General features: G+C 69.4%; 13 protein-coding genes. 7 read left to right on the plus strand and 6 right to left on the minus strand.

What is annotated here, in order from left to right; translation table 11 throughout:
- Positions 1–106 precede the first annotated feature (106 nt).
- From GA0116996_RS03670 to GA0116996_RS03680, 3 genes are all read right to left on the minus strand, one after another.
- Positions 107–2,221 carry an ATP-dependent helicase gene (locus tag GA0116996_RS03670; protein WP_092307420.1) on the minus strand — a complete coding sequence of 705 codons (2,115 nt, stop codon included), beginning with the start codon at positions 2,219–2,221 and terminating at the stop codon, positions 107–109.
- Positions 2,222–2,379: 158 nt separating this feature from the next.
- Complete coding sequence (locus GA0116996_RS03675) at positions 2,380–2,916, minus strand: TlpA disulfide reductase family protein (protein WP_092307422.1); 537 nt, start codon at positions 2,914–2,916, stop codon at positions 2,380–2,382.
- 133 nt (positions 2,917–3,049) lie between these two features.
- The gene (locus GA0116996_RS03680) at positions 3,050–3,571 is read right to left on the minus strand and encodes a thioredoxin fold domain-containing protein (protein WP_092307424.1); all 522 of its coding nucleotides are present in this window, start codon (positions 3,569–3,571) and stop codon (positions 3,050–3,052) included.
- A gap of 140 nt (positions 3,572–3,711) precedes the next feature.
- Between GA0116996_RS03680 and GA0116996_RS03685 the strand changes: the two genes are divergently transcribed.
- The 3 genes from GA0116996_RS03685 (at position 3,712) to GA0116996_RS03695 (ending at position 5,306) form a co-directional block, all read left to right on the plus strand.
- The gene (locus GA0116996_RS03685) at positions 3,712–4,314 is read left to right on the plus strand and encodes a hypothetical protein (protein WP_092307425.1); all 603 of its coding nucleotides are present in this window, start codon (positions 3,712–3,714) and stop codon (positions 4,312–4,314) included.
- Positions 4,315–4,398: 84 nt separating this feature from the next.
- Entirely contained in the window at positions 4,399–5,040 is a 642-nt protein-coding gene (locus tag GA0116996_RS03690) for a LysE family transporter (protein ID WP_092307427.1), read from the plus strand.
- Between the two features lie 77 nt (positions 5,041–5,117).
- Positions 5,118–5,306, plus strand: coding sequence for a hypothetical protein (locus tag GA0116996_RS03695; protein WP_092307429.1), 189 nt, complete (start codon positions 5,118–5,120; stop codon positions 5,304–5,306).
- On the opposite strand, the gene GA0116996_RS03700 is transcribed toward GA0116996_RS03695, so the two are convergent.
- Positions 5,288–6,010, minus strand: coding sequence for a GntR family transcriptional regulator (locus tag GA0116996_RS03700; RefSeq protein ID WP_092307431.1), 723 nt, complete (start codon positions 6,008–6,010; stop codon positions 5,288–5,290). The genes GA0116996_RS03695 and GA0116996_RS03700 overlap by 19 nt on opposite strands.
- A gap of 571 nt (positions 6,011–6,581) precedes the next feature.
- Between GA0116996_RS03700 and zwf the strand changes: the two genes are divergently transcribed.
- Positions 6,582–8,069: a glucose-6-phosphate dehydrogenase gene (zwf, locus tag GA0116996_RS03705; RefSeq protein WP_092307433.1), complete on the plus strand. Its 1,488-nt coding sequence runs from the start codon at positions 6,582–6,584 to the stop codon at positions 8,067–8,069.
- A gap of 13 nt (positions 8,070–8,082) precedes the next feature.
- Here zwf and GA0116996_RS03710 read toward each other — a convergent pair whose 3' ends face one another.
- Positions 8,083–9,624: a YifB family Mg chelatase-like AAA ATPase gene (locus GA0116996_RS03710; protein WP_092308369.1), complete on the minus strand. Its 1,542-nt coding sequence runs from the start codon at positions 9,622–9,624 to the stop codon at positions 8,083–8,085.
- Between the two features lie 91 nt (positions 9,625–9,715).
- On the minus strand, positions 9,716–9,994 hold the full coding sequence (locus GA0116996_RS03715) for an accessory factor UbiK family protein (protein ID WP_092307435.1): 279 nt from the start codon (positions 9,992–9,994) through the stop codon (positions 9,716–9,718).
- 389 nt (positions 9,995–10,383) lie between these two features.
- On the opposite strand from GA0116996_RS03715, the gene GA0116996_RS03720 reads away from it, so the two are divergent.
- From GA0116996_RS03720 to amt, 3 genes are read left to right on the plus strand one after another with little or no spacing between them, the layout of a single operon-like run.
- Complete coding sequence (locus GA0116996_RS03720; protein WP_092307437.1) at positions 10,384–11,166, plus strand: TorF family putative porin; 783 nt, start codon at positions 10,384–10,386, stop codon at positions 11,164–11,166.
- 52 nt (positions 11,167–11,218) lie between these two features.
- Positions 11,219–11,557 carry a P-II family nitrogen regulator gene (locus tag GA0116996_RS03725; protein WP_010814843.1) on the plus strand — a complete coding sequence of 113 codons (339 nt, stop codon included), beginning with the start codon at positions 11,219–11,221 and terminating at the stop codon, positions 11,555–11,557.
- A gap of 32 nt (positions 11,558–11,589) precedes the next feature.
- The gene (gene amt / locus GA0116996_RS03730) at positions 11,590–13,155 is read left to right on the plus strand and encodes an ammonium transporter (RefSeq protein ID WP_092307439.1); all 1,566 of its coding nucleotides are present in this window, start codon (positions 11,590–11,592) and stop codon (positions 13,153–13,155) included.
- Positions 13,156–13,398 lie beyond the last annotated feature (243 nt).

Genomic DNA, 13,398 nt, shown 5'->3' on the forward strand with positions numbered 1-13,398 from the left:
CTGGATCCATGAGCGGTCGTGGCGCTGGCCGGCCGCTTGTTTTCTGCCCTCTGCCGCTTCGCGGGAGAGGAGCGAACCGGCAGGCGCGCAAGCTTTGACGCGAGCCTCAACGCCACATATTCCGCATCCGGCTCGCCAGGTCCACCGGCGCCAGCGCCGGCTTCACCGCGCCTTCCCCAGGCATCGGCGGCGGCGGCCACGAACGGCTGTAGAAGTTTGGCATCACCTTGTTCGGCAAGAACCGCGTGCGCGACGCATACACATGCCGGTCGCCGAAGCCCACCTGCTGATGCACATAGAACCGCTGCGGCACGACGACATCGAGGTGGTCCTTGGCCCGCGTCATCGCCACATACAGCAGCCGTCGCTCTTCCTCGATCTCTTCGGTGGTGCCCGTGGCCAGGTCGCTCGGCATGCAGCCGTCGACGGCATTCAGCACGTACACCGCCTTCCACTCCTGGCCCTTGGCCGAATGGATGGTCGACAGGATCAGGTAGTCCTCGTCGCGTGATGGCACGCCGGATTCATCGCTGGAGGCGCTGGGCGGGTCCAGCGTCAGCTCGGTCAGGAAGCGCTCGCGCGCGCCGTAGGTGGCGGCGATGCGCTCCAGCTGCTGCAGGTCGGCCTGGCGCGCGGGGGCATCGTCGTGCAGGCGTTCGAGGTGCGGCGTGTACCAGGCCAGCACCTGCTCGAATTCCGACGGCCACGGCGAGGTCGGCGACATCAGCGCGCGTGCCAGCCCCAGCAGGTCGGCCCACGCGGGCGCGGCGGCTGGAGGCGGTTCGAATTCCTGCAGCGAGAACAGCGGCTCGGTCGCCAGCGCCATGGCATCGAGCACGCGCGCCGCGGTCTTGGGGCCGATGCCGGGCAGCAGTTGCAGCGTGCGGAAGCCCGCCATGCGGTCGCGCGGGTTCTCCAGCCAGCGCACCAGCGCCAGCACGTCCTTGACGTGGGTCGATTCCAGGAACTTGAGGCCGCCGAACTTCACGAACGGGATATTGCGCCGCGCCAGCTCGATCTCCAGCTGCGCGCTGTGATCGGCGGCGCGGAACAGCACCGCCTGCGCCATCAGCGCCAGGCCGGCCTCGCGCCGCGCCAGCACCTGCTCGACCACGTAGCGGGCCTGGTCGGCCTCGTCGTTGACCACGATCACGCCCGGTTTCTCGGCCGACTGGCGCTCGGACCACAGGTCCTTGGTATAGCGCTCGGCGGCGAGCCCGATCACCGCGTTGGCGGCCTGCAGGATCGGCTGCGTCGAGCGGTAGTTCTGCGACAGCGTGACCTGCTGCGCCGGCGGCGTGAACTGCGCGGGGAAATCGAGGATATTGCGCACGGTGGCACCGCGGAAGGCGTAGATCGACTGCGCGTCGTCGCCGACCACGGTCAGGCCGCGGCCATCGGGCCGCAGTGCCAGCAGGATCGACGCCTGCAGCGCGTTGGTGTCCTGGTATTCGTCGACCAGGATATGGTCGAAGCGCGCCCCCATGTCCTGCGCGATGGCGGGCTCGGCCATCGCCTGCGCCCAGTACAGCAGCAGGTCGTCGTAATCGAGCACGTGTTGCTTCTGCTTGGCCTCGACGTAGCCGGCGAACAGCGTGCGCAGTGCGTCGGCCCACATGGCGTAGCGCGGAAACTGCTGCCTGAGCACGTCTTCCAGCGGCGCCTGGGTGTTGACCACGCGCGAATAGATGGACAGGCAAGTTTCCTTCTTGGGGAAGCGGCTGGTGGTCTCGGACAGGCCCAGGTCGTGGCGCACCACGTGCATCAGGTCGGCGGAATCGCCGCGGTCGCTGATGGTGAAGGCCGGCGACAGGCCCAGGGTCTCGGCATATTCGCGCAGCAGCCGCGCGCCGAGGGCGTGGAAGGTGCCGGACCACTGCAGCGCGGCGCGCCCCGCGCCGGTGCTGGTGCCGAGCGCCTGGTCGACGATGCGCTCGACGCGCCGGCCCATCTCGGCGGCGGCGCGGCGCGAGAACGTCAGCAGCAGGATGCGGCGCGGATCGGCGCCGCCCAGCACCAGGTGCGCGACCCGGTGCGCCAGCGTATTGGTCTTGCCCGAGCCGGCACCGGCGATGATCAGCAGCGGCGCCTCGCTGCCGTGCTCGACCGCGGCGCGCTGCTCCGGGTTGAGCCGGGACAGGTAGGGGGGGAGCGCTTCGGCGTCAGATGCGGTGGCTTCGGCTGCTACGGCTGCGGCGGCGGGGGCAAGGTCCAGGGTCACGGGCGGGCGGGGCGGAAGGGCTCGGAAAAGACTGGCGCCAACTGTATATCCATACAGCCCGCCCGCGCAACCCGCCGCGCGCAGGATCGCGGCAGGAAAGAAAAAAAGGTGCTCGATGAGCACCTTTTATCGTCTGTTTGCAGCGCCGGACCGGGGCGTTATGCGGCCGACTTGGCCAGCGCGCCGTCGAGCAGCTTGTGCAGCGCGTCCCATTCGGGCTCGCCGACATAGCGTTTCAGGATGCGGCCTTCCTTGTCGATCACGAAGGTGGTCGGGGTCAGGCCCACATTGCCGAAGGCCTTGGCCGCGCTGCCGTCGCTGTCCATCGCCACCTTGAACGGCAGCCCGCGGGTCTGGGCGAAGTTCATCACGTACATGGGCGGATCGTAGTTCATCGCCACCGCGACGAATTCCAGACCCTTGCCCTTGAACTGTTCGTAGGTCTTGACCATGTCCGGCATCTCCTTGATGCAGGTGGCGCAGCTGGTGGCCCAGAAGTTGACCATGTAGACCTTGCCCTTGAGGTCGGCGGTGTTGACCTTTTCGCCGGACAGCAGCGTGAAGGTGGCGGCCGGCGCGGTACCGGACGGCGACAGCGCGCGGTAGCCGAACCAGCCCAGCAGCGCCAGCACCACCACGGCGGCGACGATGGGCCAGGGCTTGCGGGAGGTCTTGGAGGCGGGGGTAGTGGTCATGGGAATCCGGCTGGAGCCGCTTCGTTAGTGCAGAGGGACCGGGCAGGGCCGGTCAGCAGTGGGACATTCTAATGCGGCAGGCGTTCGCGCGCTGTGCGGTACCGCCTTGCGGCCATGCGCTGGAACCCTTCCGTCACTTGCGCGCGGCGACGGCGGCGCGCGCCTGCGCCAGCGCCTGTTCCAGGTAGGCGCCGTAGAAGTCGGGCTGCATGCCGCGCAGCGGGCTGGCGGCGGCGCGGCCCTGTCGGTCCAGGAACAGCACCGTCGGCGCCACCCTGACCTGGTGCGCGCGAGCCCAGGCGCGCGCGGTGGTCTGGCTGCCGTCGGCATCGCGCAGCGGCGTGTCGGCGGTCATGTCGAGCTCGCGCACGGCGATCTCGCCGGCGGCAGCCTGCGGGCCCAGGTAGTTACGGCGCACCGCGTCGCAATAGCTGCAGCCCGGCATCGACACCAGCACCACCAGCGGCTCGCCGCGGCGCGCGGCGTCGGCGCCGTGGGCGGCGAGGTCAGTGGCCGGCGGCAGGTGAGGCGTGCGGGCGCCGGACACGCCGGACGCGCCGGTCATGGCCGCCATGGCGGCCAGCAGCGCGCCCGCGGCCAGCCAGTGCTGGCGAGAGCGGGCGGCGGCAATTCGGGCGAGGTGGGAGGCAGGCATGGCGGTTCGCGGGGCGGCACGGGTGGGACAAGCGGCGCGGCAAGCACTGGCGCGCCGCTTCCGGGATAATACCGGTTTCCGCGCGCCGGCGATCGCGCCCGCGCGCGCCGTCCCGAGCCCGTGCTTCCGCCCCGTTTCCCATGCGTCCCGTGCCGCCCCCGCTGAGCCCCGCTGCCGCGCCCCGCTGGTCCCTGACATGCTGTGCCGCGCTGCTCGCGCTGGCCTTGTGCGCCTGTTCGCCGCGCTATGACTGGCGCACCATCCAGTCGGGCGAGGGCGGCTACGCCGCGCTCTATCCCGGCAAGCCCACCAGCGCCGCGCGCGACGTGACCATTGCGGGGCGCAAGCTGCCGATGACGATGGAGGCCGCGCGCATCGACGACACTCTCTTCGCCGTGGGCGTGGTGACCCTGCCCGCCGACGACGAGGCGCTGCGGCGCGAGGCCCTGGCGGCGATGCAGGCCGGCCTGCTGGCCAACCTGGGCACGCTCTCCGGCGAGCCGCGCACGCGGCCGGTCACCATCATGAGCGCGGACCGGCCCGGCCGCCCGCTGGCCGGACTGGAGCTGCAGGCCAGCGGCGTGTCGCCGCAGGACCAGTCGCCGCGCCGGCTCAGCGCGCGTCTGGTGGCGGTGGGCACGCGCGCCTTCCAGGCGGTGGTGCTGGAATCCGGCGAGGCCGCCCGCGACGCGCGCCAGGCCGAGCAGGTGGAGCAGTTCCTGGGCGGGTTCCACCCGCTCTGAGGCGCCGCGGCGCCTCAGCGAAGTACAGATGCCCGGCGAGGCGATGCGCCGCCCCGGCATGGTTGCAGTCAAAGGAGAATCGAAATGCGTTGGGAAGTCTGGTTGGCCTATTTCGCCGCATGCTGGGTGATCGCCGTGTCGCCGGGATCGGGCGCGGTGCTGTCGATGAGCCATGGCCTGTCGTACGGGTTGCGCAGGACCACCACCACCATCTTCGGCCTGCAGGCCGGGCTGGTGATCGTGCTGCTGGTGGCCGGCGGCGGGCTGGGCGCGCTGCTGCTGGCCTCGGAGCAGGCCTTCATGGTGGTCAAGACCATCGGCGCGCTGTACCTGATCTATCTCGGCATCCAGCAATGGCGTGCCCGCGTGGAAGCGGACGCCGCGCAGGACGGCGGCCCCGCGCGCGTGGCCGTGATGAGCCGGCGCCGGCGCTTTGCCACGGGCTTGCTGACCAATGTGACCAACCCCAAGGGCATCATCTTCATGGTCGCGGTGCTGCCGCAGTTCATCGACCCGAACCGGCCGCTGGCGCCGCAGCTGGCAATCCTGGCGGCCACCATGTGCGGCGTCGACCTGGTGGTGATGCATGGCTACGCGCTGCTGGCGTCGCGCATGCAGGGGCTGTTCCGCAATGCCCGCGCGGTGCTGTGGCAGAACCGGTTTTTCGGCAGCGTGCTGATGGCGGTGGGCGCGGCGCTGTTCTTCGTACGCCGCCAGCAGGCCTGACCGGCGCGGCAACCGCACTGGCGCGCGCGGTCGGGGTTTGCTTCAATGAGGAGGAAACCCCGTCACGGAGTCCCCGCATGCCTGCCTCGCTGAACCCGTTCGCCGGAGCGCGCCTGCAGCCGCGCCATACCGTGCCCCCGGTGGAAGAGCCCGCGCCGCCGGGCGTGCCGCCCGATGTGCCGCTGTCGCCCGAGGACGACCCGCCCCCGCCGCCGGTGGAACCACCGGTGGCCGGCGCCGCCGGGCGCTATTGCTTCAGTTCGTAGAAGTCGTTCAGGCAGTACGCGTCGGTCAGTTCGACCGGCTTGTCGCCATGGGTGTAGCCGGTGCGGCGGATATGCAGCAGCGGCTCGCCCGGCTCGATGCCCAGGCGCGCGGCCAGTTCCGCCGTGGCGACGACCGCGCGCAGCGTCTCGGTGACGCGCAGCACCGGCTTGCCGATCCGCTCCAGGTAGGCGTAGAGCGATTCGCCGATGGCGCTGGCGTCGGGCACCACGGCCAGCGCCAGCGTGGTCACATCCATCCAGAAGATCTGTCCGTCAGCCTTGCGCAGCCGCGTCAGCCTGACGATCTCGTCGCCCTCGGCCAGGGCCAGTTCCGCGCTTTCCTGCGCGGTGGCGCGGCGGCGCTCGAACCCTACCAGTTCGCTCGCCGGCGTCATGCCGCGCCGGCGCGCCAGCTCGCTGAAGTTGTCCAGCCGCGCCGGCCTGGGCTCGGCGCGGGGGGCGATAAAGGTGCCCGCGCCGCGGTTGCGCGTGATGGTGCCTTCCTCGGCCAGCACCTGCAGCGCGTGCCGCGCGGTGACACGCGAAATCCCCAGCGAATCCACCAGCGTGCGTTCCGACGGCAGCGCATCGCCCGCCCGCCATTGCCCTGCCTGGATGGCGGCGGTGAGCTTGCGCGCCACCTGCAGGTAGATCGGCGTGGCGTCCGCCTCGTCGGGCCGCAGGGCCTGCAGCCTTTGATCCATGCGACTCCTCATAGCTACCAGCGCCTGATGTCGGCGATACCACTTTAGGACATTTAATCGCCCTGCGGGGAATCGTGTGCAGAGGGTGACGCACATGCCATGCGCACGGTATCCGTCAATTGGTACTGCATAGCGTGGGCATGCCCGGCCTGCATTGCCGCAGTGCACTGTGTGGGCGGAACCCTACTGTTTGCGCTCTTCTGTGGGGAACCGAACTTTCGTTTCCGGCTTGGCCGTGATATCGCCGCGGCGCCCCCTCGTTGAGTACCAGTTCAATACATCGTCGTTAAAGTGGCTCGCACCGGTATCGTCGTTGACGCGAACCGTTCATCGTAACGCTGGACCGGACAAGAGTCGGGTGCCCCGACCGGTTGCACCGGCCGCGTTCGGTGGCACGGATGATGCGGATGCTCCGATGGCGTTTGCCGCTGTGCTTGCCGGCCAGCCGCAATCGCTGCGCAACGTGACCGAGACATGCTGATCCGGCAGACTGCCCGAACAACGCAAACAACGCCGGCCTGCCCCGCCCCCGGCCAACCTCATCCGCCCATCGGCACGCAAGGAGCCCGTCATGCCAACCACCCGCACCGTCTCTGCCTTCGGCACTGCCGACGCCCGGCCGCTCGACCTCGTCATCTTCGGCGGCGCCGGCGACCTGTCGGCGCGCAAGCTGCTGCCCTCGCTCTACATGTGCCACCGCGACGGCAACCTGCCCGATGGCACCCGCATCATCGGCGTGGGCCGGCACCGCTGGGACCGCGAGGCCTTTGTCAATTTTGCCGACGAAAGCGCACAACCATTTGTCGATGCGCGCTATGTCGAACCTGCCAAATGGCAGGCCTTCCTGCAGCGGCTGGACTTCGTCCATCTCGATGCCGCGCAGGCGGCAGACTATCCCGCGCTGGCTGCGCAGCTGCGCAGCGATGCGCAGCGGATCTACTACATGGCGATGCCGCCGGGGCTGTTCGCCGCCACCTGCGACAACCTCGCCAGCTATGGCCTGATTGCCGACGATACCCGGCTGGTGCTGGAAAAACCGCTGGGCGTGGACCTGGCTTCGGCCATCGATATCGGCGAGGTGGTCAGCCGCTACTTCAGCGAGGACCGCACCTACCGGATCGACCACTACCTCGGCAAGGAGACGGTGCAGAACCTGATGGCGCTGCGCTTCGGCAATTCGATCTTCGAGCCGCTGTGGCGCACGCCGTTCGTGCGCAGCGTGCAGATCACGGTGGCCGAAACCGTGGGCGTGGGCACGCGCGGCGGCTTCTACGACGAAGCCGGCGCCATGCGCGACATGGTGCAGAACCACCTGCTGCAGCTGGTCAGCATCCTGGCGATGGAACCGCCGGCATCGCTCAACTCCGACGCGGTGCGCGATGAAAAGCTCAAGGTGCTGCGCTCGCTGCGGCCGATGTCGCCCGAGGACGTACGACGCAACACCGTGCGCGGCCAGTACACCGCCGGCGCCATCGGCGGCGAACTGGTGCGCGGCTACCTGCAGGAAGAGGGGATTCCGCCCGACAGCCGCACCGAGACCTTTGTCGCGATGCGGGCCGAGCTTGGCACCTGGCGCTGGAATAAGGTGCCGTTCTACCTGCGCACCGGCAAGCGCATGCAGGAGCGCGTGACCGAGGTAGTGATCCACTTTGCCGAGGTGCCGCATTCGATCTTCGACCCGGGCAGCACGCTGCAGCCCAACCGCATGGTGATCCGGCTGCAGCCGGAAGAATCGGTGCGGCTGACGCTGATGGTGAAGCAGCCGGGCGAGGGCATGAAGCTCAAGCCGCTGAGCCTGGCGCTGAACCTCGACTCGGCCTTCACCACGCGCCGCGCCGAGGCCTACGAGCGCCTGCTGCTCGATGTCATCCGCGGACGGCTGGCGCTGTTCGTGCGGCGCGACGAGCTGCAGGCCGCATGGACCTGGGTCGACCCGATCCTGGAGGCATGGCGCGCCCAGGACGAAGGCCCGCGGCCCTATACGGCGGGCACATGGGGGCCGGCGGCCTCGTCGGCGTTCATGGCGCGCGAGGGCGTGCAGTGGTCGGAAGAGGCCTGAGGCGCGGATCGCCCTAGCCGGCCATCCGCAGCGCGCGCCGGTACTGGATCGCCTCGCCCACGTGCGCGGCGTCCAGCAAGTCCGCGCCGGCCAGGTCCGCAATCGTGCGCGCCACCTTCAGCACACGGAAGTACGAGCGCGCCGACCATGCCAGCCGCGTCATCGCGCCGCGCAGCAAGGCCTGCGCCTGCGGATCCATGACGCAGTGCTGCTCGATCTCGCGTCCGCCCAGTTCATTGTTGGGTTTGCCCTGCCGCGCCAGTTGCCGTTCGCGCGCCGCGAGCGCGCGCGCGCGCACCGCGGCGCTGGCTTCGCCGGGCGGGCCGTCGAGCATTTCGCCCTGGTCCTGCGCGGGCACCTCGACCTGCAGGTCGATGCGGTCGAGCATGGGGCCGGAGATGCGCGACTGGTAGCGGCGCACCTGGTCGGGCGTGCAGCGGCACGGCCGGTCGGGATGGCCGAGGTAGCCGCACGGGCACGGGTTCATCGCCGCCACGAACTGGAAGCAGGCGGGGAAGTCGGCGTGGCCGTTGGCGCGGGCGATGGTGATGCGGCCCGACTCCAGCGGCTCGCGCAGGACTTCGAGCACGCGGCGGTCGAACTCGGGCAATTCGTCCAGGAACAGCACGCCGTGGTGCGCGAGCGAGATCTCGCCGGGGCGCGGATTGCCGCCGCCGCCGACCATGGCCGGGCCCGACGCGGTGTGGTGCGGTGCGCGGCAGGGGCGCACGCCCCAGGCCTCGGCGCGAAAGCCGCCCGGGGTCAGGCTCATCACGGCGGCGGCTTCCAGCGCCTGCTGCAGCGACATCGGCGGCAGCAGGCCGGGCAGGCGCTGTGCCAGCATCGACTTGCCGGTGCCGGGCGGGCCCACCAGCAACACCGAGTGTTGTCCGGCAGCGGCCACCTCCATGGCGCGGCGCGCCTGCGCCTGGCCGCGCACGTCGCGCATGTCGGGGCCGCGCCCGGTGGCGGCGGGCAGCAAGGGCGGCATGGCGCGGGGTAGTCGTGCTTCGGTCACGGGGCCGAGGTGGTCGCAGGCCTGGCGCAGCGTGGCGGCGGCATGGACCGCCAGGTCTTCGATCAGCGCGGCTTCGGCGCCGTTGCCCGCGGCGACCAGGAAGGCGCGCGGCGTCTCGCCCGAGCCGGCGCGGGCGGCATTGTCGCGCGCCAGCCCCATCGCCATGGCCAGCGCGCCGCGCACCGGACGCAATTCGCCGGACAGCGACAACTCGGCGGCAAATTCATGCGCGTCGAGCGCGTCGGCCGGAATCTGGCCGCTGGCGGCCAGGATGCCGAGCGCGATGGCCAGGTCGAAACGGCCGGACTCCTTGGGCAGGTCGGCCGGGGCCAGGTTGACGGTGATGCGGCGGTTGGGAAACTCGTAGCCGCTGTTGAGGATGGCGGCGCGCACGCGCTCGCGGCTTTCGCGCACGCCGGTGTCGGCCAGGCCGACGATGGTGAAGGCCGGCAGGCCGTTGGCCAGGTGGGTCTCGACCCGCACCGGCGGCGCGGCGATGCCGGTCAGGGCCCGGCTGCGTAGGACGGCAAGGCTCATGGCATCGAACCGCACGAAACTGTTAACGAAAAAGGCCGCCATGACTGGCGGCCTTCACACAGGCGGGAAGGTGGCGGGGGGACCGGCGTGCTCACGCGCCCCCGGTCGAGTCCACCGAGCCGGCGCCGGGCGGGATGCCGGCGCGGCGCTCGAGTTCGGCCACGCGGCTTTCCAGTTCCTCCAGGCGGGCGCGGGTGCGCGCCAGCACCTGCGACTGGACGTCGAACTCCTCGCGCGTGACCAGGTCCAGCCGGGCAAAGCCCTGGGTCATCATGCTGCGCACGTTTTTCTCGATGTCCTTTGCCGGCGAATTGCGCAGCGCCTCGCTGACCTTGTTCTGCAGGTCGTTGAAGAGGTCGGTCGGTTTCATGGTTTCTCCTTTGCGCACCTGAGTGGTGCCAATGCGGGCGGGAATCTGGCGTATGGCGCGCTTTCGCACAGGATTTGGGCGCCCTGAATGCGGGCGATCCGTGGTGCGCGGGCCCTACGCCGCCCCCGTCAAGACTCGATTATCGCCCCAGCGGCACGCGCGCGAAAGCACCGGCGCCGCGCCGTTCACACCATTTAACCCCATCTGGCGTCGCTGCAAGGCGCATTCAAGCCCGCGCGGTGCCCATGGCCGGGGCGCGAGGGGCCGCACGCACCGCGGCATACCGTGGGTTGGCACGGCAGTTGCAGTAGTGATGCCGAGCTGCCTCAAAGCTTCACCGGAATCCAACTAAACGAAATCCGAGCCATCAGGAAAAGGAGAAAAACCCCATGAAGAAGTTGGCCCTTGCAGTCAGCGCGGTGGTCCTGGCCAGCGCCGCGGGCGGCGCCCTGGCGCAGAGCACCGGCGCCGCGGCCCCGGCTGCCGAGCCGGCCTCGCCGCATACGTTCACGGCCAATGTGTCGCTGGTCACGGACTACCGCTATCGCGGCATCAGCCAGACCAACCTGCGCCCGGCCATCCAGGGCGGTTTCGACTACGCGCACGAAAGCGGCTTCTACCTGGGCAACTGGAACTCCAGCATCAGCTGGCTCGAGGATGCCAACCCGGCGGTGTCGGCGCCGGTCGAGATGGATTTCTACGGCGGCTTCAAGAACACCTTCAAGGTGGCCGGCACCGAATTCGCCTATGACCTGGGCGTGCTCGAGTACTACTACCCGGGCGGCTACAACAACCCGCGGCCGTACACCACGGAACTGTATGCCGGGGTGGGCTGGGGCCCGGTATTCCTGAAGTACTCGCACTCGGTCACCAACCTGTTCGGCTGGGCCGACAGCAAGAACAGCTACTACGTCGACCTGAGCGCCAACGTGCCGCTGAATTTCTGGGACCTGACGCTGAACGCGCACGTCGGCTACCAGGGCGTGAAGCACAACAGCGATGCCTCGTACACCGACTGGAAGATCGGCCTGACCAAGGACCTGGGCAAGGGCTTTGCGCTGGCGGTCGCCTATGTCGACACCAACGCCAAGGAAGTGGCCTACACCAGTGCCAACCGCGGCCGCTACCTGGGCAAGGCCGCGGCCTGGGCCTCGATCACCAAGACTTTCTAACTCTGACGCAGCCCGGGCGGGCTGATGCCGGTCCGCTCCCAGGAGAATCCTGATGAAACTCATCATCGCAGTCATCAAGCCGTTCAAGCTCGACGAGGTGCGCGAAGCGCTGTCGGACGTGGGCGTGTCCGGCATCACCGTGACCGAAGTGAAAGGCTTCGGCCGCCAGAAGGGCCATACCGAGCTCTACCGCGGCGCCGAGTACATCGTCGACTTCCTGCCCAAGGTGAAGATCGAGGTGGCGGTGCCCGACGACGTGGTCGAGCGTGCCATCGAAGCGGTCGAGAAGTCGGCCCGCACCGGCAAGATCGGCGACGGCAAGATCTTCGTGGCCCCGATCGAGCAGGTCATCCGCATCCGCACCGGCGAGACCGGCGGCGATGCCCTGTGACCCAAGACAGCATAGAGACAAAGGTGAATTCCATGAAAACCTGGATCAAGCGATTCCTGACCGCGGGCGCGATGGCGCTGGCCGTCGGCACGGCCGGCATGGGCATGTCGGCTCCGGCCGCCGCGCAGGACAAGCCGGCCGCCGAGGCTTCGGCCGCCGCCACTTCCGCGCCGGCCGCGGCAGCGACCGCAGCAACACCCGCTGCGGCCCCTGCAGCCCCTGCAGCCCCTGCAGCGGCCCCTGCCGCGGCCGCACCGGCTGAAGCCGCCGCCGCGCCGGCTGCGCCAGTGCCCAACAAGGGCGACACCGCCTGGCTGCTGGTCTCGACCGCGTTCGTGATCCTGATGACGCTGCCGGGCCTGGCGCTGTTCTATGGCGGCCTGGTGCGCTCCAAGAACATGTTGTCGGTACTGATGCAGTGCCTGGTGATCTTTTCGCTGGTGGCGCTGCTGTGGGCCATCTACGGCTACAGCTTTGCCTTCACCGAGGGCAACGCCTTCTTCGGCGGCACCGACCGGCTGTTCATGAAGGGGCTGACGGTCGACGCCGTGGCCGCCACCTTCAGCAAGGGCGTGGTGCTGCCGGAACTGGGCTACTTCGCCTTCCAGTGCGCTTTCGCCTGCATCACGTGCGGCCTGATCATCGGCGCCTTCGCCGAGCGCGCGCGCTTTTCGGCGGTGCTGGTGTTCGTGGTGCTGTGGTTCACCTTCGCCTACATCCCGGTGGCGCACATGGTGTGGTTCTGGCCGGGCCCTGATGCCTACACCGACGCCGCCGCCGGCACCGCCGCCACGGCCAAGGCCGGCTGGCTGTTCCAGAAGGGCGCGCTGGACTTTGCCGGCGGCACCGTGGTCCATATCAATGCCGCGGTGGCCGGGCTGGTCGGGGCCTTCATGTTCGGCAAGCGCATCGGCTTCGGCCGCGAGGCGATCCGTCCGCACAGCCTGACCTTCACCATGGTGGGTGCCTCGCTGCTGTGGTTCGGCTGGTTCGGCTTCAACGCCGGTTCGGCGCTGGAAGCCAACGGCTCGGCCGCGCTGGCCTTCGTCAACACGCTGCTGGCGACCTGCGCGGCGGTGCTGTCGTGGACCTTCGGCGAGTGGATCGGCAAGGGCAAGCCGTCGATGCTGGGCGGCGCCTCGGGCGCGGTCGCCGGCCTGGTGGCGATCACCCCGGCCGCGGGCTTCGTCGGCCCGATGGGCTCGATCGTGATGGGCCTGGTGGCCGGCCTGCTGTGCCTGTGGGGCGTGACCGGACTGAAGCGCATGCTGGGCATGGACGACTCGCTGGACGTGTTCGGCGTGCACGGCGTCGGCGGCATCGTCGGCGCGCTGCTAACCGGCGTGTTCGCCGCGCCCAGCCTGGGCGGCACCGGCATCTACGACTACGTGGCCAACAAGGTCGCCGACGACTATTCGATTGCCGGCCAGCTGTGGGTCCAGTTCGAAGGCGTGCTGACCACCGTGGTGTGGTCCGGCGTGGTGGCCTTCGTCGCCTTCAAGCTGGTGGACATGCTGATCGGGCTGCGCGTGCCGGAAGACGAAGAGCGCGAAGGCCTGGATATCACTTCGCACGGCGAGACCGCTTACGAAGGCTGATCGCAAAGGTGTTGTGCTGGAGGGCTGATTGGGAATCTGCTCTCAGGAGTTTTGCCCGGCTGCGTGCCGGGCTTTTTTCTTTGTCGCGTTGACGGGGGTTGCAGACATTTAACCCCCGGCGACAGGTCGCGCTGGCGTGAACGAGGCCATCGCGCGGCGCATTCCCACCGCCGCCCGGACCGGCGAACCCAATGCTGGCGCGGGCCAGCCGGCAATCCCCCGCGCCGGGCACGGGCTTTTCGC

The organism is Cupriavidus alkaliphilus (assembly GCF_900094595.1).
Classification (GTDB): Bacteria; Pseudomonadota; Gammaproteobacteria; order Burkholderiales; family Burkholderiaceae; genus Cupriavidus; species Cupriavidus alkaliphilus.

Bases quoted from the DNA above. Each gene is read 5' to 3' on its own strand.
- amt (WP_092307439.1), top strand. From the start codon at position 11,590: ATGAAAACCTGGATCAAGCGATTCCTGACCGCGGGCGCGATGGCGCTG.
- GA0116996_RS03685 (WP_092307425.1), top strand. From the start codon at position 3,712: ATGCGTCCCGTGCCGCCCCCGCTGAGCCCCGCTGCCGCGCCCCGCTGG.
- GA0116996_RS03720 (WP_092307437.1), top strand. From the start codon at position 10,384: ATGAAGAAGTTGGCCCTTGCAGTCAGCGCGGTGGTCCTGGCCAGCGCC.
- GA0116996_RS03690 (WP_092307427.1), top strand. From the start codon at position 4,399: ATGCGTTGGGAAGTCTGGTTGGCCTATTTCGCCGCATGCTGGGTGATC.
- GA0116996_RS03695 (WP_092307429.1), top strand. From the start codon at position 5,118: ATGCCTGCCTCGCTGAACCCGTTCGCCGGAGCGCGCCTGCAGCCGCGC.
- GA0116996_RS03710 (WP_092308369.1), bottom strand. From the start codon at position 9,624: ATGAGCCTTGCCGTCCTACGCAGCCGGGCCCTGACCGGCATCGCCGCG.
- zwf (WP_092307433.1), top strand. From the start codon at position 6,582: ATGCCAACCACCCGCACCGTCTCTGCCTTCGGCACTGCCGACGCCCGG.
- GA0116996_RS03675 (WP_092307422.1), bottom strand. From the start codon at position 2,916: ATGACCACTACCCCCGCCTCCAAGACCTCCCGCAAGCCCTGGCCCATC.
- GA0116996_RS03680 (WP_092307424.1), bottom strand. From the start codon at position 3,571: ATGCCTGCCTCCCACCTCGCCCGAATTGCCGCCGCCCGCTCTCGCCAG.
- GA0116996_RS03725 (WP_010814843.1), top strand. From the start codon at position 11,219: ATGAAACTCATCATCGCAGTCATCAAGCCGTTCAAGCTCGACGAGGTG.
- GA0116996_RS03700 (WP_092307431.1), bottom strand. From the start codon at position 6,010: ATGGATCAAAGGCTGCAGGCCCTGCGGCCCGACGAGGCGGACGCCACG.
- GA0116996_RS03715 (WP_092307435.1), bottom strand. From the start codon at position 9,994: ATGAAACCGACCGACCTCTTCAACGACCTGCAGAACAAGGTCAGCGAG.